Below are 18,605 nucleotides of genomic sequence, written 5' to 3'. Positions count from 1 at the left end.
GCCTGCGGAAGGACCCACGTGACACCGACTCCCGCCCCCGACGGCGCCCGGGTGGGGCGCACCGCCGTGCGGCTGACGTTCACCGCCGCCCGTTTCCTGTTCGCGGCCGCAGCACTGGCCGTCGCAATGATCGTGTCGTCGTGCGGCACTTCCGATCCGCTGGCCGGCCAGGGTAGCTGCGAGGGCGACACGCTCATCGTGGGCTCGGCGAACTTCCCCGAGTCCGAGACCCTGGCGAATGTGTATGCGGAAGCGTTGCGGGTCAACGGATTCAGCGTGGATACGAAACTGAATATCGGCAGCCGCGAGGCCTATATCCCGGCGCTGCGCCAGTGCGCCATCTCGCTCATCCCGGAATACACCGGAAACCTGCTGCAATACCTGGAACCCGACAGCACAGCCACCCAGCCCGCCGATATCGACCGCGAACTGACCGCCGCCATCGGCACCGATCTGGCCCTCGGCGCACCGGCGCCCGGCGAGAACTCCGACGCCGTGGTGGTCACCAGGGCGACCGCCGACCGCTGGAATCTGCGCAGCATCGCCGATCTGGCTCCGCATTCGGCCGAGGTGACATTCGGTGCGCCCGCCGAATTCCAGGAGCGTCCGGTCGGGCTGCCCGGCCTGAAAGAGAACTATGGGCTCGACATCAGCCCCGGCAACTTCGTCCCGATCGCCGACGGCGGCGGCCCGGCCACCGTGCGCGCCCTGGTGGACGGCCAGGTCACCGCGGCCAATATCTTCACCACCTCGCCCGCCATCGCGGCCAACGACCTGGTGGTGCTGGAAGATCCGAAGTCGAATTTCCCGGCGCAGAATGTGATTCCGCTGCTGAATGCGGCAAAGCGCACCGACGCGCTGATCGCCGTGTTGAACGCGGTATCGGCCAAGCTCACCACCGCTCAGTTGATCGCGCTCAACGAATCGGTCTCCGGCGATACCAAGACCGAGCCCGCCGCCGCGGCGAAGGAGTGGGTCGCGGCGCAGGGCCTGAACCGGCCGATCGGATAGCCCGGTGTCCGATATCGAGTTCCGCGCCGTCAGCAAGACCTATCCGAACGGCACGCACGCCGTCAGCGATCTCGACCTGCACATTCCGTCGGGCACGTTCACCGTGTTCGTCGGGCCGTCCGGATGTGGCAAGACCACCTCCATGCGGATGATCAATCGGATGATCACCCCCAGCGCGGGCAGCATCACCATCGACGGGCGCGATATCGCGACGGTCGATCCGGTGAAATTGCGGCTCGGGATCGGGTACGTCATCCAGAGCGGCGGGCTGCTGCCGCACCGCACCGTCATCGACAATGTCGCCACCGTCCCGATGCTGCGCGGCGACTCCCGCAGGGCTGCTCGCGCCGCGGCGCTGGAGGTGCTCGATCGCGTCGGGCTCGATCGCGGGCTGGCGTCCCGGTATCCGGCACAGCTGTCGGGTGGGCAGCAGCAGCGTGTCGGTGTCGCGCGGGCCTTGGCCGCGGACCCGCCGATTCTGCTGATGGATGAGCCGTTCAGTGCCGTGGACCCGGTGGTGCGCGCCGACCTGCAGGTCGAAATGCAACGGCTGCAAGCGCAACTGCACAAGACCATCGTGTTCGTCACCCACGACATCGACGAGGCCATCACCCTCGGCGATCGGGTCGCGGTGTTCGGTCGCGGCGGTGTGCTCCAGCAGTACGATCCTCCGCAACGGGTGCTGGCGCAGCCTGCCACCGATTTCGTCGCGGACTTCGTCGGCCGGGATCGCGGCTATCGCGGGCTGTCCTTCCGCCCCGCGGATACCGTAGCGCTGCACGAGATCCGGACAGTGACCGAAGCCGAGATCACCGGACTGCGGCTGGCGGCGGGCGAATGGGTGCTGCTCACCGATGCCGACGGACGTCCCGGCGGCTGGATCGACATCACCGGCGTGGAATCCGTACGCGCCGGAAAGTCACCGGCCGACAGCGTGTCGGCGGGCGGTTCGCTGTTCACGCCGTCCGGCGATCTGCGGCAGGCCCTGGATGCGGCGATCTCCTCACCCTCGGGAATCGGCGTGGCCGTGGACGATTCGGGGGCCGTGCGCGGCGGCATCCTCGCCACCGAGGTGCTGGCCCGACTTGCCGAGCAGCGCGCCGCCGAAGACGCCGCCCGCAGTCGCGCGTTCCTCGACGAGGAGCCGGTGCCGTGAGGCGAGCCCGCCGATGAACTACCTCGTCGACAACTTCGGTGAGATCATGGGTTTCACCAGGACCCACCTGTATCTCGCGCTGCTGCCACTGCTGATCGGGCTGGTCATCGCGATCCCGGTCGGCGCGCTGGTGCGGCGGGTGCGATGGTTGCGTCGCGTGACGGTGACCGTGGCGGGGCTGGCGTACACGGTGCCATCGCTGGCGCTGTTCGTGATCATCCCGCCGCTGGTGGGGGTTTCGACGATCGATCCGCTCAATGTCGTCATCGCACTGGCCCTGTATTCGACGTCCCTGCTGGTGATCGCGGTGCCCGCGGCGCTGGATTCGGTGCCGGCCGATGTCGTCGATGCGGCCGAGGCGGTCGGGTTCAGCCCGCTGCGGCGCACGCTGACCGTCGAGATGCCGCTGGCCGTCCCGGTGTTCCTGTCCAGCCTGCGGGTCGTGGTGGTCACCAATATCGCGATGGTGTCGGTGGGGGCGCTGATCGGGGCCGGTGGTCTCGGCAAGCTGTTCACCCAGGGCTACCAGCGTGACTATCCGGACGAGATCGTCGCGGGCATCATCGTGACGCTGGCGCTCGCGCTGATCTTCGACCGCCTGGTGTACGCGCTCGGCCGCTTGGCCACCCCATGGCTGCGCGCGGACTCCCGGCGCGCACACCGGAAAGGCGCTGCGGCATGAACCTTTTCCTGGACGCCTGGGCCTACTTCACCGATGGCGCGAACTGGGGCGGGCCCACCGGCATCGAACGTCGTCTGGCCGAACATCTCTGGTACAGCTTCCTCGCGGTGGCGTTGTCGGCGGTGATCGCGGTGCCGGTGGGGCTGGTCATCGGGCACACCCGGCGGGGTTCGGCAGTGGTGGTCGGGTTCGCCAATGCCATGCGCGCGCTGCCGACGCTCGGCCTGCTCACCTTCATGGTGCTGCTGCTCGGCCTCGGCCTGATCCCGCCGTTGCTCGCGCTGATCACCGTCGGGATCCCGCCGCTGCTGGCCGGCGCTTATGCCGGGGTCGCCAACGTCGCCGACGACGTGGTGGACGCCTCCCGCGCCATGGGGATGACCGAACGACAGATCCTGCTGCGCGTGGAAGTCCCGAATGCTCTCCCGATCCTGCTGACCGGTCTGCGCGGGGCAACGCTGCAGGTGGTCGCGACCGCCACCATCGCCGCCTACGTCAATCTCGGCGGGCTCGGACGCTACATCTTCGACGGCATCGGCCTCTACCGCTACGACCGCGTGCTGGTGGGCGCGGTGCTGGTCGCGCTGCTGGCCATGGTCCTCGACGGGCTGCTGGCCTTCGCGACCTGGGCCACCATGCCCGGCACCCACCGCTTACGGCGCGGCGACGAACTCCGCACGCCGTGAAGCGGGCGGTTCTCACAACCAGTGGTTGCGGTGGAACACCACATACAAGCTGCCGCACACGGACAGGATCAGCACCCACACCGCCGGATAACCCCAGACCGTCTTCAATTCCGGCATGTGCTCGAAATTCATGCCGTAGATACCGGCGATCATGGTCGGCACCGCCGCGATCGCGACCCACGCGGAAATCTTGCGCATATCGGTGTTCTGCTGCACCGCGATCTTGGCCAGCGCCGCATTGATCAGCGAACCGAGCGATTCGTCGAAATCGACGATGCGGTCGGCGACGGTGGTGTGATGGTCGGCGACATCGCGGAAATACCGCCGGATCTCCTTCGGCAGTGGTAGATCGGTGTTCTGGCTGAGGATCTGCAACGGAATACCGAGCGGGTTGACCGCCCGCCGCAGTTCCACCACCTCACGTTTGAGCTGGTAGATGGATTCCACGCCGACCCGGCTGCGCGGAGTGAAGACCTCTTCCTCCATCTCGTCGATATCGTCCTCGATGGATTGCACCACCTCGAGATAGTTGTCGACGACGTAATCGGCGATGGCGTGCAGAACCGCGCCGGGCCCCAACCGCAGCCGCTCGGGATCGGCCTCCAGGCCCCGACGCAGCGCGGCCAGCCCGGAATGCTCGCCGTGGCGCACCGCGACAACGAAATCGGGTCCGGTGAAGATCATCAGCTCACCGGTCTCGACGATCTCGCTGACCGAATTCATATCGTGTTCGTGATAGGCGACCGGACGCAGCACCAGCACCAACGTGTCGTCGTAGCGTTCGAGTTTGGGTCGCTGGTGGGCGTGCACCGCGTCCTCGACGGCGAGGGCGTGCAATCCGAAGGTCTGCGCGACATCGGTCATCTGCGCCTCGTCGGGATCGTGCACACCGAGCCAGACGAAACCCTCGCCTCTGTCGCGCACCTCCCGCAACGCCGCGTCATGGGTGTAATGCCCGGGCAGCCGCACACCGTCGACGTACACGGCGCAGTCCACGATCGCCCGTGCCGTCGGCACCGGGATGCGTGGCAGCGGAGTCGGCGTCTTCGCCGGACCCCGGAAGTACGGCAGCGGCGGAATCGATGGCACCGGTCGATGCTACGTCCGCGGCGGGCCGGGCACGGCGCACCGGCCGGACATGGGCACAGCCCGCCGATCGCGCACTGACACACTGGAGGGCGTGCGCATCGACCTGCATACCCATTCGACCGCGTCCGACGGCACCGACACCCCGGCCGAGCTGGTGCGGAACGCGGCGGCGGCCGGCCTCGACGTCGTCGCGATCACCGATCACGATACGACCGCGGGCTGGGCCGAGGCCGTGGCCGCACGGCCCGACGGCCTGACCCTGATCCGTGGCATGGAGATGTCGTGCGTCGGTCTCGGTGAGGACGGCTGGCCCGTGCCGGTCCACCTGCTCGCCTACCTGTTCGACCCGTCCGACCGGGGTTTCGCCGATGAGCGTGAGCGGCTGCGGGCCGAGCGGGTCGAGCGGCTGCGCGCGATGGCCGAGCGGATGGCCGCCGACGGGCTGCCCGTCGACCCCGACGAGGTGCTGGCCTCGGCCGGCCCCTCGGCGGGACGGCCGCATCTGGCCAGGGCGCTGGTCGCCGCCGGCGTCGTGCCCACCGTCGATGCCGCCTTCGCCGATCTGCTGGCACCGCACGGGCGCTACTACGCCGAAAAGGCCGACACACCGCTGCGCCGGGCGGTGGAGATGATCGCCGCCGCCGGCGGGGTCAGCGTGCTCGCGCACACCCGGGCACGCAAGCGGGGCAGGCTGCTGGCGATCGACGACATCCGCGAACTGGCCGAACTCGGCCTCGGTGGCCTCGAGGTCGATCATCCCGATCACAGCGAGGCCGACCGCGCCCTGCTGACCGAACTGTCCGCCGAACTGGGACTGCTCACCACCGGTTCGTCGGATTACCACGGCAGCAACAAGACCATCCGGCTCGGTGAGTTCACCACCGATCCCGCTCAGCTCGAGGTTCTGGTCGGGAAGGCGACCGGGGTGCCGGTGATCGGCTCGTGAGACTCGCGCGCGGAATCAGCGGCCTGATCGCCGCGGGCATCTTCGCGCTCGCCGCCGTGGTGGTGGCCGCGGCGATCATCGGTGCGCGACGCGGCTTTCCGGGGCCGGGCGGTGAATCGGTGACCTGGCATGTGGTGTCGGCGGCGATCGTCGTTGCGGCGCAGGTGTATTCGGATCGACATAAGGGTTTGGCGGCGTTTTCCGGATCGCTGGTCGTTTTCGCCACGGCCGGTGTGTTGCTGTGGACACAGTGGTGGAGCTGATAGTGCGGAATCGGTTGCGGGCGGGTGAAATGTGGCCGAATATTTGATCTCGTGAGTGAGTGGGAAACCGACGTTCTGATTCTCGGCGGTGGTCCCGCCGGAATCTGGGCGGCCCTCTCCGCCGCCGCCACCGGTGCGCGCGTGATCCTCACCGACAAGGCGCGCTGTGGCGCCACCGGTCCGAGCGCCATCGGCACCACCTCGCTGTGGAACATCGCGCCGGGCCCGGCCCGCGCCGAAACCGTGCGGCGGGCGCTCGGCCACGGCGGCTGGCTCGGCGATCCGGAGACCATTCACCGGGTGCTCGCCGAAACGCACGAGCGCATCACCCAACTGGCCGACCGGGGACATCGATTCTCCGGCGGGCAACTCGCGGGACGGATCTGGCTCGATGGCGCCGCGTACCTGCGCCGCCTGCGCCGGGTCGCGCTCGAAGCCGGAGTGCGCGTACTCGATCATCACCCGGCCACCCAGCTCCTGGTGGACAGCGAGGGAATCGTCTCCGGTGCGGCGGGGATGCAGCGGCACAACAAGTTCCGGCCCTGGACGGTCCGCGCGTCGGCGGTGGTGGTCGCCACCGGCGGATGCGCGTTCGGGTCCGGACGCGCGGGCACCGACGTCGACACCGGTGACGGACTGCTGTTCGCCGTCGAGGCCGGGGCCGAGCTATCGGGAATGGAATTCTCGAGCGCGTACGGTCTCGCACCGGCCACGTCGGTGAGCGCCGCCGATCGCGGGTTGACCTTCGCCGAATTGCACGACGAAACCGGGACCGTCATCGAAGGCCATCGCGGCGCCGCCTTCGCCGCGCTCGCCGAGGGACGCAGGATCTACGGGATCCCGGCGGCACTCTCGCCCGGTCAACGCCGTCGCCTGCGCCGGCACGGCACCGTCGACCCAGAGAAGGGCATCGCCCTGCGCGCGGTTCTCGAAGGCACCGTGCGCGGTACCGGGGGCCTGCATCTCACCGGCCCGGACTGCGCCACCAGCATCCCCGGGCTGTTCGCGGCAGGCGATGTCACCACCCGCGAGGCCGTCACCGGTGCGGTGAGCGGATTCGGCGGCAGCTGGGCACTCGCCTCGGGCACCTGGTCCGGCGCCGGTGCCGCTCGATTCGCCCGCGGGCGGCCGGTGCCGGACCGGCCCGCGCTCGCACCCGCCGGACCGGGAGCCGGCCTGAGTCCCGTCGCCCGGATCGATCCCCGCGCGGTGATCGGCCTGGTACAGGAACACACCCTGCCGTTGCGGCGCAGCTACCGGCGCAGCGCGGGCAGCCTGCGCGACAGCATCGCCGAACTCGACGCCATGTGGCCGGGCGCGCTCTTCGACCTCGGCGGCACCGGCGCCGAGCGGCTGCGCGCCAGGGAAGCCGCGGCCATGCTCGCGGTCGCGCGCTGGACCAAATACAGTGCGCTGGCCAGGACCGAGAGCCGCGGCATCCACCGGCGCACCGACTTCCCCGAGACCGACGCCGGATGGCGGATGCGGTTGCGTTCCGGCGGGCTCGATACCGTCTGGGTGCGCACGACGGCCCGCAACCCGATCGAACCGCCGACCGCACCCCTGCACCCCGATGGGCCGACGCGATCGGTTCGGCCCATCCGCCCGCGCCGACGGGTGTCCGGCTTCGATCCGGCCGCACCCGGTTCCAGCTGACGGCGGTCGCCGAGGCGTTCACAGCCCGGCCCGACGGTATTTCTCACCGCGAGACCGGCCGAGACATAGGACAGCTCACGGCATCGGTACCGGCTGAGGCGAGTTTCCGCTTACGTCGGGGTAATTCCGGCGGCTTACCCTCGGATGATGGCGCACGATCACGACCGGACCCACCGGTTTGGCAAGTGGTCGGGCAGGCTGGCAGAATGTTGCGGATCCCCGACCCACGCCACCGCCGGGTACGGGAACCACGGTGATCACCGCCTCACGACGCACCGTCGTGTCCGGAGGATCGAACCGCATGATCTGTCCGGACCCACCCGTCCGGCTTCCGCTCCACGGATCAGTGCCGCGCCACGTCGACAGGGCTGTCGAGAAGTCGAAACGTACCGGTCAGCGCACCCGATGAGCGATACGAAGCACCTAGTACCAAAAAACCCGACGGTAACCGTCCCCCGGTTGTGACCGATCCCAGCAGGAGTGAAATCGTGTCATCTGTGACTGACGCACCGAACGCCACTGCCAGCAAGAATGCCGCCGCCGACCTCGCGGCGATCACCCACGAGGAGATCTTCGCGGGCCACCTCGGCGGCAAGCTCTCGGTAGAGCTGAGTGCGCCGCTGGAAACCCAGCGCGACCTGTCGATCGCTTACACCCCCGGTGTCGCGCAGGTCAGCCGCGCCATCGCAGAGGACGAATCGCTCGCCAAGCGCTACACCTGGACCGACCGGCTGGTCGTGGTCGTCAGCGACGGCACCGCGGTGCTCGGACTCGGTGACATCGGCCCGCGTGCGTCGCTGCCGGTGATGGAGGGCAAGGCCGCGCTGTTCAAGAAGTTCGCCGGGCTCGACTCCATTCCGATCGTGCTGGACACCAAGGACGTCGACGAGATCGTCGAGACCCTGATCCGGCTGCGCCCGAGCTTCGGCGCGGTCAACCTGGAAGACATCTCCGCCCCGCGCTGCTTCGAGATCGAAAAGCGCGTCATCGAGGCGCTGGACTGCCCCGTCATGCACGACGACCAGCACGGCACCGCCATTGTGGTGCTTGCCGCCCTCAACGGCGCGGCCAAGGTCCAGGGTCGCAGCACCTCGGGCCTGAAGGTCGTAGTGTCCGGCGCCGGCGCCGCGGGCGTGGCCTGCACCAACATCCTGCTCGCCGCGGGCGTCGCCGACGTCACCGTGCTCGACTCCAAGGGCATCGTCAGCCGGGACCGCACCGATCTCAATGACGTCAAGGCCGATCTGGCCCAGCGCACCAACCCGCGCGGCCTGACCGGCACCGCCGCCGACGCCCTCGCCGGCGCCGACGTCTTCCTCGGCCTGTCCGCGGGCAAGATCGGCGAGGACCTCATCGCCTCGATGGCCCCTGAGTCCATCGTGTTCGCCATGTCCAACCCGGACCCGGAGATCCACCCCGAGGTCGCCGCCAAGTACGCCGCCATCGTGGCCACCGGACGCAGCGACTTCCCGAATCAGATCAACAACGTGCTCGCCTTCCCCGGCGTCTTCAAGGGCGCCCTCGACGCGGGCGCGCGCCGGATCACCGAGGGCATGAAGATCGCCGCCGCCGACGCCATCCTCGCCGTCGTCTCCGACGAGCTGGCCGTCGACAAGATCGTGCCGAGCCCCCTGGACCCGCGCGTCGCCCCGGCCGTCGCCGAGGCCGTGGCGGCTGCCGCCCGCGCGGAGGGCGTGGCGTAAAGGGGCCGGCAACACCGCAGTACGAGGGCGCCGATCCAGCCGGATCGGCGCCCTCGCCATTTCCCGAAGGACGCCGCCACGGTGATCGTGTTGGTATCATTTTGGTATGACGACGATCAGCGTGCGGCTACCCGACGAGATTCACCAGAAGCTCAGCGCCGCCGCGGAGGCAGACCACATCTCAATCAATTCGGCTCTCGTCCAAGCGGCGCAAGCGTGGGTCGAGGCGCAGGCACAACGGGCTCGTAGCCGAGTTCTGGTTCAGGAAATCATGTCCGAGGACACGGAACTGCTCGCCATGCTGGGGGACGAGTGACGCCAAATGTCCTCATCATGATCAATTCGGTGGTGTTGGGCGGTTCGGCCGAGATTCGCGACGCGGGACTGCTGGCTGCCGCGGCTACTCGGTCGGAAGCGGTGCTCACCGGCCGCGACGTCTATCCCACAATCGAGGAGAAAGCAGCCGCCGTGCTGCATTCGGTCGTGCGAACACGTCCATTTGTCCGCGGCAACAAGGCGACTGGCTGGATCGCATGCCGAATGATGCTGCGCTGCCAGGGTAAACGTCCCAGCTTGCCGGCAGCTGAGGCATTCGACCTCATCGACGAACTGGTGAGCGTCGACCTGACGGTCGCGGAATTGGTCGCCTCGTTGAAGGTCACGGAGGAGTGATCGGTGGACGGCGATCAACGGCCAGTCACTCAGCAACACGGCCGCATTCCCCTGCTCCGCGCGTCTCGTCTTGGTCTGCGAGATAAGCGAATGGCCCAGGAGATCCATGGGCCATTCGCGCGTTCTGCGGATTCGACAGGCGGTGCCTAGGCCGTTCCCCGGTCCTGGTAGTAGACGGTGATCGACGGCCACTCACCCTCGGCTGTCATCTCGGAGTGGAGCACCAGATCGGAAACCGACACATCGCCCAGCTCCTCAACGGTGTCGGCGACGGCCCGCAACAATGCGGCGACATCACCTTGCCCCTCGCCTTTCGGGTTGGCCTGCGAGAAATGAAATGCCTGATACCTGGCCACCATCGCAACGATCACTTTCTACGCTTTTGCTTGTTCCGGGACCCGCAGTACTTTTCTGACTGCTTAATCTTCTGCTGCGCACGGTTGTAGGCGTCTCTGTCATACGGACGACCGGCATTCTTGTTATCGACCGCGTCCTGCTCTTCCTTCGACAAGGTTGGACACTGCGGCTTCCCGGTACGGAACCCTGCCGAAGCCTCCTCGAACCGAACTACGGGCGAATCCGTTCCCAAAGCCCCTGCACCGATCGAAATTCCCGCGGAGCTCATTGCCGACCCCGCCAATGCTCCCGCATAGGCAGGAACACCCATGACCAGTGGTACAACCACCGACCCAGCAATAATTGCACCAGCAAATGCTTTTCGAATCACCCTCAGATCCCCTCCTGAATTTAAAGGCCCGACGACTGCGATTCGGAATCAGTGATGACGAATACTGAATCCATTTCAAGGTTCAGAACCATGCAAGGCAGGTCGACACACAATCCCCCCTCGTAGACTCGAGCCAGCCGAATTTGATCATGAAACCACCGAGCGCGTCAAGTCGCCGCATGCTGAATGCGTTGACAGGCACAGACATTCAGCTCTGAGTCACACGACTTTGTCGTCGTCACCGTGCGCACGGGCTCGGCACCGCGCCGAGTGCCGAGCCCTCCTGTCACGGCACGCTCATCGCCGGTCCAGCTCACACTGCTGCGCTACAGCGACGCCGCTCCGCGGTTGGGGTCGCGGACGTCGATTCCGGCTTCGGCCCACGCGTCTCGTAGTGCCTGGGCGCCGCGTACTCGGACCCAGGCCGCCTCGGTGGCGGTGACGGGGACGACGTCGAGGTAGTGGACCGGCTCGGCGGGTTCGGGCAGCGCCACGTCCGGAATGTCGCTGGGGCCGAGCAGGACCGCGGTGAACGGCGAATTGGTCCACATCGGCTCACCCAGGTCCAGCAGCGCATCCTCTTGCAGCACAACGCCTTCCACGGCCGGTGCGGCGGCGAACACGCCGAGGGTGCGAGCGAGGCCGGATGCCGCGCCGAGCCCGGCGTGCAGGGTGAGAATCAGTTCGGCGCGCGGGCCTTTCACCGGGTCGGCCAGCAGCTCGGACGGATCACCCATCGGATGACGGGAACCACCCAGCGTGGCGTAGTGCACGAAATCGTCGCCGGGAGCGATGCGCAGGATCTCGATCGGTTCGAGCCCGAGGAAGGTCACCGAGGCCGCGTCCACCGCGGATGCGTCGACGCCGAAATGTTTCAGCACGCCGGCGCGCACCGTGTTCACAACATCCATGCGGTCAGATCGCCAGTCGCGCGAGCATGTCCCTGGCCTGCTCGGCCGTCTTGGGATCGCACAGCACGTCGTAACGGCCCGCGACCAACTGCATGGTGGACGCGAAATCGCGCTGGCCCTTGGTCGCCGCATACGGGATGGAGGTGGAGATGACGCCGAAGATGATGCCGCCGACCAGGCCCACCAGCAGCGGGCCCAGCGCCCCGCCGGTGGTGAACAGGCTCAAGAGCAAACCGAGGAACAGGCCGAGCCACGCACCCGAGACCACACCCCCGCCGATCACCTTGCCCCAGTTCAACCGGTAGAGCACCCGCTCGACCTGCATGAGATCGACGCCGACGATCGTCACGTCCTGCACCGGGAACTGGTTGTCGGCCAGGTAGTCGACGGCGCGCTGCGCCTCGGCGTAGGTCGGATACGACCCCACCGGCCAGCCCGACGGCGGCGTCGGCAGACCTTGCCTGCCGCGATTCGCGTTCCCCAAGGGATTCGTCATAGGTCCATTCTGCTATTCCATCGAGCGCCGTGCCGTGCTATATACCGCGCGTCACTTTTCCGGTGGGGTGAAACGGGTGGTGCGCGACATGCCCGCGGCCCGGCCCTTGTCGGCGATCACCTGCGCCATCTTGGCGCTGGCCTCGTCGATCATCTCGTCGCCGAGCATCACCGCACCGCGTGCCCCGCCCTCGGTGGAGGTGTGGAAGGCGTAGGCCTCCAGGATCAATTCGGCGCGGTCGTAATCGGCCTGGCGCGGGCTGAAGATCTCGTTGCAGGCCTCCACCTGGCTCGGATGCAGCACCCATTTGCCGTCGAAGCCGAGCGCCGCGGTGCGGGCGGCGGCGCGGCGGAATCCGTCGACGTCACGCACCTGCAGGTAGGGACCGTCGATGGCCTGCAGGCCGTGCGCGCGTGCGGTGAGCAGGATCGTCATCAGGATGTGGTGGTAGGCGTCGCCGGTGTCGTAGCCCTCCGGCTGCTCGCCCACCACAAGGGTGCGCATATTGATGCTGGCCATGAAATCGGCCGGACCGAACACCAGGGCCTGCACGCGCGGGCTGGCGGTGGCGATCTCGTCGATATTGCGCAATCCGAGCGCGTTCTCCAGCTGCGGTTCGATGCCGATCCGGCCCGGCTCGAGGCCGTTGGTCTGCTCCAGTTGGCTCAGCAGCAGATCCAGTGCCCGCACCTGGCCCGCGTCGGTCACCTTGGGCAGCAGGATCGCATCGATCGCGGTGCCCGCACCGTCGATCACGCTGATCACATCCTGGTAGGTCCACGGCGTGGTCCAGTCGTTGACCCGCACCACCCGCAGCTGCGAACCCCACCCGGAATCATTGAGCGCGGCAATGATGTTGGCGCGGGCGGCGGCCTTGGCGGGCGGGGCGACGGCGTCTTCCAGATCGAGGAACACCTCGTCGACCGGCAGGCCCTTGGCCTTCTCGATCATCTTCGGGTTGCTGCCCGGCACAGCCAGAACGGAACGGCGTGGCTTCATCAACACTCCTGTCGTCGGCCGAAATCGGCCCGCAGTGTCATTAGTCTGGCAGTCATGGCAGCTACCAGGGTCTACGTCGCCAGGCTGGCCGGCCTGGCGGTGCTGGGACCGGACGGCGAGTCTATCGGCCGCATCCGCGACGTGGTCGTGGCAGTCCGCTACGACCGTCAACAGCCGCGGGTACACGGCTTGGTCGTCGAATTGCCGACCAGGCGGCGGATCTTCGTGCCGATGCTGCGGGTGACCTCGATCGAGCCCGGCAACGTCACCCTCAATACCGGCACCGTCAGCCTGCGCCGCTTCGCCCAGCGGCCCGGCGAACTGCTGGCTCTGGCACAGATCGTGGATTCGGCGGTGCGCGTGCACGACCCGGACCTGTCCGACCTGGCGGGGGTGGATGTGTTCGTGGTCGATCTCGGCCTGGAGCAGACCAGGACACGGGATTGGCGGGTGTCGCGGGTCGCGGTGCGCGGGCACCGGAGGCTCGGACGCAGGCGCACGGTGCACGTGGTGGACTGGCAGCACGTCAGCGGGCTGACACCGTACGAGATCGGCAGGCCCGGCCAGGAGGTCACCAGTCTGCTCGAACAGTTCGAGGGCCTTCGCGCCGCCGACGTGGCGCATCTGCTGCGGGAACTGCCGGAGAAACGCCGCCTCGAGGTGGCGATCGCGCTCGACGACGAACGCCTCGCCGACGTCGTCCAGGAGCTGCCCGATGACGATCAGGTCGATCTGCTCGGCCATCTCGAGGTGCGCCGGGCCGCCGACGTGCTCGAGGCGATGGACCCCGACGATGCCGCCGACCTGCTGGGCGAGCTGCCCGAGAACGAGGCCGAATCGCTGCTGGCGCTGATGGACCCGGAGGAATCGGAGCCGGTGCGCAGGCTGCTCGCCCACTCCCCGGATACCGCGGGTGGTCTGATGACGCCGCGCCCGGTGGTGCTGACCCCGGCCACAACGGTGGCCGAGGCGCTGGCCCGGGTGCGCAACCCGGATCTGACCCCGGCCCTGGCCTCGATGGTGTTCGTGGTGCGGCCGCCGACCTCCACCCCGACCGGACGCTATATGGGCTGCGTCCATCTGCAACAGCTGCTGCGCGAGCCGCCTGCGCATCTGGTCGGCGGGCTGCTCGACACGGATCTGGCCACCTTGCGGCCGGAGGCGCCGCTGGCCGCCGTCACCCGCTACTTCGCCACCTACAACCTGGTCTGCGGGCCGGTGGTGGACGAGGAGAACCACCTGCTCGGCGCCGTCAGCGTCGACGACGTGCTCGATCATCTGCTGCCCGAGGACTGGCGCGAGGACGAGGAGCTACACGAAGGGGTGACCGGCCGTGACTGACAAGACTCCCCTCGGACGGGCCGTGAACCCGGCACGGCAGCGGCTGGAAACGCCGGTCGAGTCGCGTTTCCGGTTCGATTGGGACGCCGAGGCGCTGGCGCGCACCAGTGAGCGCATCGCGCGGTTTCTCGGCACCGGCCGCTATCTCGCAATCCAGACGGTGATCGTGGTCGTCTGGATCCTGCTGAACGTTTTCGTGGTGACGCTGCGCTGGGACCCGTACCCGTTCATCCTGCTCAATCTGGCCTTCTCCACCCAGGCCGCCTATGCCGCGCCGCTGATCCTGCTGGCGCAGAACCGGCAGGACAACCGCGACCGCGTCTCGCTCGAAGAAGACCGGATGCGGGCCGCGCAGACCAAGGCCGATACCGAATTCCTGGCCCGCGAACTGGCCGCGCTGCGCCTGGCCGTCGGCGAGGTGGCCACCCGTGACTACTTGCGCCGCGAACTCGACGAGATGCGTGAGGTGCTCGACCGACTCGCCGAGGCGACACTGCCGGAGCACGAGCCTCGCTCAGACAAGACCGGAAAGGTCACACGCAAGAAAAGCTCCGGTCGAAAGCAGGGCACAGCCCCGGTTTCACCACCCGCCGCCGATGATTGACCGGAAATCACAACAGTCTTCTGACCGATGGGTAACCTGGATCACGTTGTCCAGAGCGACCCGGCCCGGATGTCCGGGACGGTCGCCTCCCGCGACGTAGAGGATTGGTGCGGCCGAATGCGAATATCTGCCCCGATAACCGTCTCGGCACTCGTCGTCGCCGGCTTGGTCGCTACCGGATCCGCCACCCACACCACCACCTCCACCACCCCGCCGAAAGCACCGGAAGCCCTGCTCGCGGCGTCCTCGCGCAGCACCGACACCGCCGACGACGACACGTCCTCGAAGCTGTCCCAGACGATCGGCCTGCTTCCCGTGGCCCCCGAGCCGCCGCGCAAACTGCGCGCGATGACCCCACCCGCCGACGGCGCGCCGCCGCCGTTCGGTGGCACGGTGCCGCTGCAGAGCATTTCGCTACCCACCGGTGGCGGCACCCTCGGCATTCCCGAGGTGGTGCTCGCCGCCTACCGCAATGCCGAACTGGCCCTCGAGTCCTCGATGCCCGGCTGCGGGCTGTCCTGGAATCTGCTCGCGGGCATCGGCCGGATCGAATCCGGCCACGCGGGCAACGGCCGCACCGATGCCGCGGGCACCTCGGTGACCCCCATCTTCGGCCCGGCGCTCGACGGCACCCTGCCGGGCAACGAGATCATCAAGGCCGCCGACGGCGGCTACGTGCGCGCCATCGGCCCGATGCAGTTCCTGCCCGGCACCTGGAACCTGTATGCCGCCGACGGCAACGGCGACGGCGTATCCGATCCGCACAACGTCTTCGACGCCACCCTGGCCGCGGGCAAATATCTCTGCTCCGGCGGGCTGAACCTGCGCGATCCGGCCCAGGAACTGCGCGCGGTACTGCGCTACAACAATTCGATGTCCTACGCGGCCAACGTGCTGAGCTGGTCGGCGGCCTATCGCACCGGCGGCACCCCCGCCCCGGTCACCATCTCCCCCGAACTGATCCCGCCGGGCAGCGCGCCGATCGAAATGGGCCCGGACATGACCGCGGTGGACACCACGACCGCGACCACCACACCCGAAGCTCCGCCACCGGGAACCCAGACCGTGCCGCCCACCACACCGCAGGGCGAGCCGATGATCATCATTCCCGGTCTGCCGCCCATCCCGTGCGGCATCTTCTGTCCGCCGCCTCCGCCGCCGGCCCCCGGCCAGGTGGTTCCCGCGCCGATGCCGAAGCCCGGAGCGCCCGCCGAACCGGCGCCGGCCGCACCGCCCGCCGATCCGGGCGGGCCCGGTCAGCCCGCGCCCGGCCAGCAGGCGCCCGGTGATCCGGCTCAGCCCGCGCCGGCCGATCCGAACGCACAGCCGCCCGCGGAACCGTCCACGACCCCGGAGGCGGGTCCCCCGCCCGCACCCGCCGCCACGCCGGCGCCGCAGCCGGCGGTGACGCTGCCGTTCGGCATCGTTGTCCCACTTCCCGCTCCCCCGCAGTGATTTCAAACGGGAACACAGATCACGAAGCAGTAACAAAAAGATCTCGGATGCGGTAGCCTTCCTTCGTAGGTCACGAAGGGCTCACGGCTGAGACAACGGCTCGTAACGGAGTCGGCGCCTCGTCGGCGAGCTCGGCTCATTGAGTCGATGGAGGGTCACAGCACCGTGGGGCGTCACCGCAAACAACCGCCGCCTACCGTTCGGCGGAGCTCCGTACTCGCATTGACCGGGCTCGTTCCCGCCGGATTGGTCGCCGTCAACACCGCATCGGCGGTCGGCACCGACCCCACCGCGGCCTCGATCCAGGCCCACCTGCCCGGCGACGAGGGCATCGATGCCACCGCGAGCTTCGCCGCCGACGCGCAGACCGTCGTCGACCTGGAAAGCCTCACCCACGCGATGGCCAAGCAGTCGCGCGCGGTCCCGCCGATGGTGAAAACCGTTGCGCTGCCCGAAGATCGGGTGCCCGCCGACCTGCCTGCCGCGCAGATGGGCATCCCGGGCATCGCACACGCCGCCTACGTGGCCGCCGAACAGGCCCTCGCCGTCGAGAACCCCACCTGCCACATGCCGTGGACGGTGCTCGCCGGCATCGGCCGGGTCGAATCGACCCACATCTACAACGGCAAGGCCGACGCCGACGGCAACGCCCTCGACCCGGTCTACGGCCCGGTACTCGACGGCAGCCTCGCCGGCAACAACGTCATCCACGATTCCGACGGCGGCGCCCTCGACGGCCTGGCCGGCTACGACCGCGCCGTCGGCCCGATGCAGTTCCTGCCCGAAACCTGGTCGCACTACGCCGCCGACGGCAACGGCGACGGCATCGCCGACCCGCAGAACTACTACGACGCCACCCTGACGGCAGGCAAATACCTCTGCGACGGCGGCCTGGACATGCGCGATCTCGCCCAGCAGTCCAAGGCGATCCTGCGCTACAACAACTCCATGGCCTACGTCGCCAACGTCATGGCGTGGGCCAATTCGTACGGCACCGGCATCGCACCACAGCCCGCACAGCTGCCCCGTATCTGAGACGCCTAAAATCGGCGGCATGCCAGTGGTAACGGAAGCGGACGTGCGGGGCGCCCTCGCAAAGGTCGACGACCCGGAAATTCGCAAACCGATCACCGAACTGGGCATGGTGAAAAGCGTCAGCATCGGCGCCGACAGCGATGTCCATATCGAGGTCTACCTGACGACGGCGGGCTGCCCGCTGCGCACCGAGATCACCCAGCGGGTGACCAAGGCGGTCGCCGACGTCCCCGGCGTCGGCGCGGTCAGCGTCGACCTGGACGTGATGAACGATGAGCAGCGCACCGAGCTGCGTAAGCAGTTGCGTGGCGACTCCGCCGAACCGGTCATCCCCTTCGCCCAGCCCGGCTCACTGACCAGGGTGTACGCGGTGGCCTCGGGTAAGGGTGGCGTCGGAAAGTCCAGTGTCACCGTCAATCTCGCCGCCGCCATGGCCGCGCGCGGACTCTCGGTCGGCGTGCTCGACGCCGACATCTACGGCCACTCCGTCCCGCGCATGCTCGGCACCGACGCCCGGCCCACCCAGGTCGAGCGGATGATCATGCCGCCCATCGCGCACGACGTGAAGATGATCTCCATCGCCCAGTTCACCCAGGGCAATACGCCGGTGGTGTGGCGCGGCCCGATGCTGCACCGCGCGCTGCAACAGTTCCTGGCCGATGTGTTCTGGGGCGATCTGGACGTGCTGCTGCTCGACCTGCCGCCCGGCACCGGCGATGTGGCGATCTCCATCGCCCAGCTGATCCCGAACGCGGAGATCCTGGTCGTCACCACCCCCCAGCCGGCCGCCGCCGAGGTGGCCGAGCGCGCGGGCGCCATCGCCTTGCAGACCCGTCAGCGGATCGCGGGCGTGGTGGAGAACATGTCCTGGCTGGACCTGCCCGACGGCACCAGGATGGACCTCTACGGTTCGGGTGGCGGCCAGGCGGTGGCCGAGCGCCTCACCCGCGCCGTCGGCGCCGATGTCCCGCTGCTCGGCCAGATCCCGATCGAGCAGTCGCTGCGCGAGGCGGGCGACGAAGGCACCCCGATCGTGCTGCGCGATCCGGAGAACCCGGCCGCGGTGGCGCTGCGCGAGGTCGCCGACAAGCTGGCGGTGCGCCGGCGTGGCTTGGCGGGTATGTCTTTGGGTATCGACACGACACGTCATCTCTGAGCGGTGGCGTAACCGGG

Annotated in this window: 21 protein-coding genes; 15 read left to right on the top strand and 6 right to left on the bottom strand. The window is 68.3% G+C overall.

The annotated features are described in order from the left end of the window. Positions 1-126 precede the first annotated feature (126 nt). Genes AC5W7N_RS16740 through AC5W7N_RS16725 form a run of 4 tightly spaced genes read left to right on the top strand, consistent with a single transcriptional unit; the run spans position 127 to position 3,535 of the window. Entirely contained in the window at positions 127-1,011 is an 885-nt protein-coding gene (locus tag AC5W7N_RS16740) for an ABC transporter substrate-binding protein (RefSeq protein WP_194991301.1), read from the top strand. Between the two features lie 4 nt (positions 1,012-1,015). Further along, positions 1,016-2,167: an ABC transporter ATP-binding protein gene (locus tag AC5W7N_RS16735; RefSeq protein WP_194991299.1), complete on the top strand. Its 1,152-nt coding sequence runs from the start codon at positions 1,016-1,018 to the stop codon at positions 2,165-2,167. A gap of 13 nt (positions 2,168-2,180) precedes the next feature. Next, complete coding sequence (locus AC5W7N_RS16730) at positions 2,181-2,849, top strand: ABC transporter permease (RefSeq protein WP_194991298.1); 669 nt, start codon at positions 2,181-2,183, stop codon at positions 2,847-2,849. Beyond that, positions 2,846-3,535 (top strand): ABC transporter permease, encoded by a 690-nt coding sequence (locus tag AC5W7N_RS16725; RefSeq protein WP_194991297.1) that lies wholly within the window; start codon positions 2,846-2,848, stop codon positions 3,533-3,535. Before AC5W7N_RS16730 ends, AC5W7N_RS16725 begins: the two co-directional genes overlap by 4 nt. A 12-nt stretch (positions 3,536-3,547) precedes the next feature. Here AC5W7N_RS16725 and AC5W7N_RS16720 read toward each other — a convergent pair whose 3' ends face one another. Next, positions 3,548-4,624, bottom strand: a complete 1,077-nt coding sequence (locus tag AC5W7N_RS16720; RefSeq protein ID WP_194991296.1) for a magnesium and cobalt transport protein CorA — start codon at positions 4,622-4,624, stop codon at positions 3,548-3,550. Positions 4,625-4,715: 91 nt separating this feature from the next. Between AC5W7N_RS16720 and AC5W7N_RS16715 the strand changes: the two genes are divergently transcribed. The 6 genes from AC5W7N_RS16715 to AC5W7N_RS16690 all read left to right on the top strand — a co-directional run bounded on the left by AC5W7N_RS16715 (position 4,716) and on the right by AC5W7N_RS16690 (position 9,864). After that, entirely contained in the window at positions 4,716-5,570 is an 855-nt protein-coding gene (locus AC5W7N_RS16715) for a PHP domain-containing protein (protein ID WP_163809266.1), read from the top strand. Next, positions 5,567-5,833, top strand: coding sequence for a hypothetical protein (locus tag AC5W7N_RS16710; RefSeq protein WP_163809264.1), 267 nt, complete (start codon positions 5,567-5,569; stop codon positions 5,831-5,833). The genes AC5W7N_RS16715 and AC5W7N_RS16710 overlap by 4 nt, the downstream gene beginning before the upstream one ends. 51 nt (positions 5,834-5,884) lie before the next feature. Continuing rightward, positions 5,885-7,489: an FAD-binding protein gene (locus tag AC5W7N_RS16705; protein ID WP_495921866.1), complete on the top strand. Its 1,605-nt coding sequence runs from the start codon at positions 5,885-5,887 to the stop codon at positions 7,487-7,489. 488 nt (positions 7,490-7,977) lie between these two features. Beyond that, positions 7,978-9,192 carry an NAD(P)-dependent malic enzyme gene (locus AC5W7N_RS16700; protein ID WP_375139354.1) on the top strand — a complete coding sequence of 405 codons (1,215 nt, stop codon included), beginning with the start codon at positions 7,978-7,980 and terminating at the stop codon, positions 9,190-9,192. A gap of 106 nt (positions 9,193-9,298) precedes the next feature. Continuing rightward, positions 9,299-9,508, top strand: a complete 210-nt coding sequence (locus tag AC5W7N_RS16695; protein ID WP_495921865.1) for a toxin-antitoxin system HicB family antitoxin — start codon at positions 9,299-9,301, stop codon at positions 9,506-9,508. Positions 9,509-9,525: 17 nt separating this feature from the next. After that, positions 9,526-9,864, top strand: a complete 339-nt coding sequence (locus tag AC5W7N_RS16690) for a type II toxin-antitoxin system death-on-curing family toxin (RefSeq protein WP_495921864.1) — start codon at positions 9,526-9,528, stop codon at positions 9,862-9,864. Between the two features lie 146 nt (positions 9,865-10,010). Here AC5W7N_RS16690 and AC5W7N_RS16685 read toward each other — a convergent pair whose 3' ends face one another. From AC5W7N_RS16685 to AC5W7N_RS16665, 5 genes are all read right to left on the bottom strand, one after another. After that, entirely contained in the window at positions 10,011-10,235 is a 225-nt protein-coding gene (locus tag AC5W7N_RS16685) for a hypothetical protein (protein ID WP_280213648.1), read from the bottom strand. Continuing rightward, positions 10,232-10,591 carry a hypothetical protein gene (locus tag AC5W7N_RS16680; RefSeq protein WP_495921863.1) on the bottom strand — a complete coding sequence of 120 codons (360 nt, stop codon included), beginning with the start codon at positions 10,589-10,591 and terminating at the stop codon, positions 10,232-10,234. The genes AC5W7N_RS16685 and AC5W7N_RS16680 overlap by 4 nt, the downstream gene beginning before the upstream one ends. Before the next feature lie 326 nt (positions 10,592-10,917). Next, a complete protein-coding gene (locus AC5W7N_RS16675; RefSeq protein ID WP_194991295.1) occupies positions 10,918-11,502 on the bottom strand; it encodes a suppressor of fused domain protein in 585 nt (194 codons plus the stop codon). A gap of 4 nt (positions 11,503-11,506) precedes the next feature. Next, positions 11,507-11,998 (bottom strand): YflT domain-containing protein, encoded by a 492-nt coding sequence (locus AC5W7N_RS16670; RefSeq protein WP_014352664.1) that lies wholly within the window; start codon positions 11,996-11,998, stop codon positions 11,507-11,509. Positions 11,999-12,049: 51 nt separating this feature from the next. Further along, the gene (locus AC5W7N_RS16665; RefSeq protein WP_195006773.1) at positions 12,050-12,997 is read right to left on the bottom strand and encodes an HpcH/HpaI aldolase/citrate lyase family protein; all 948 of its coding nucleotides are present in this window, start codon (positions 12,995-12,997) and stop codon (positions 12,050-12,052) included. A gap of 54 nt (positions 12,998-13,051) precedes the next feature. Between AC5W7N_RS16665 and AC5W7N_RS16660 the strand changes: the two genes are divergently transcribed. The 5 genes from AC5W7N_RS16660 to AC5W7N_RS16640 all read left to right on the top strand — a co-directional run bounded on the left by AC5W7N_RS16660 (position 13,052) and on the right by AC5W7N_RS16640 (position 18,588). Next, entirely contained in the window at positions 13,052-14,338 is a 1,287-nt protein-coding gene (locus AC5W7N_RS16660) for a magnesium transporter MgtE N-terminal domain-containing protein (RefSeq protein ID WP_194992390.1), read from the top strand. Beyond that, complete coding sequence (locus AC5W7N_RS16655; RefSeq protein WP_175585755.1) at positions 14,331-14,942, top strand: DUF1003 domain-containing protein; 612 nt, start codon at positions 14,331-14,333, stop codon at positions 14,940-14,942. The genes AC5W7N_RS16660 and AC5W7N_RS16655 overlap by 8 nt, the downstream gene beginning before the upstream one ends. 117 nt (positions 14,943-15,059) lie before the next feature. Continuing rightward, the gene (locus AC5W7N_RS16650) at positions 15,060-16,397 is read left to right on the top strand and encodes a lytic transglycosylase domain-containing protein (protein ID WP_495921862.1); all 1,338 of its coding nucleotides are present in this window, start codon (positions 15,060-15,062) and stop codon (positions 16,395-16,397) included. Between the two features lie 165 nt (positions 16,398-16,562). Next, complete coding sequence (locus AC5W7N_RS16645) at positions 16,563-17,432, top strand: lytic transglycosylase domain-containing protein (RefSeq protein WP_495924138.1); 870 nt, start codon at positions 16,563-16,565, stop codon at positions 17,430-17,432. Positions 17,433-17,451: 19 nt separating this feature from the next. Then, positions 17,452-18,588 (top strand): Mrp/NBP35 family ATP-binding protein, encoded by a 1,137-nt coding sequence (locus AC5W7N_RS16640; protein WP_163809243.1) that lies wholly within the window; start codon positions 17,452-17,454, stop codon positions 18,586-18,588. The last annotated feature ends 17 nt before the right edge of the window (positions 18,589-18,605 follow it).

The sequence above is a fragment of the Nocardia sp. CDC519 genome (assembly GCF_059509835.1).
This window is presented reverse-complemented; position numbering and strand designations above follow the sequence as displayed.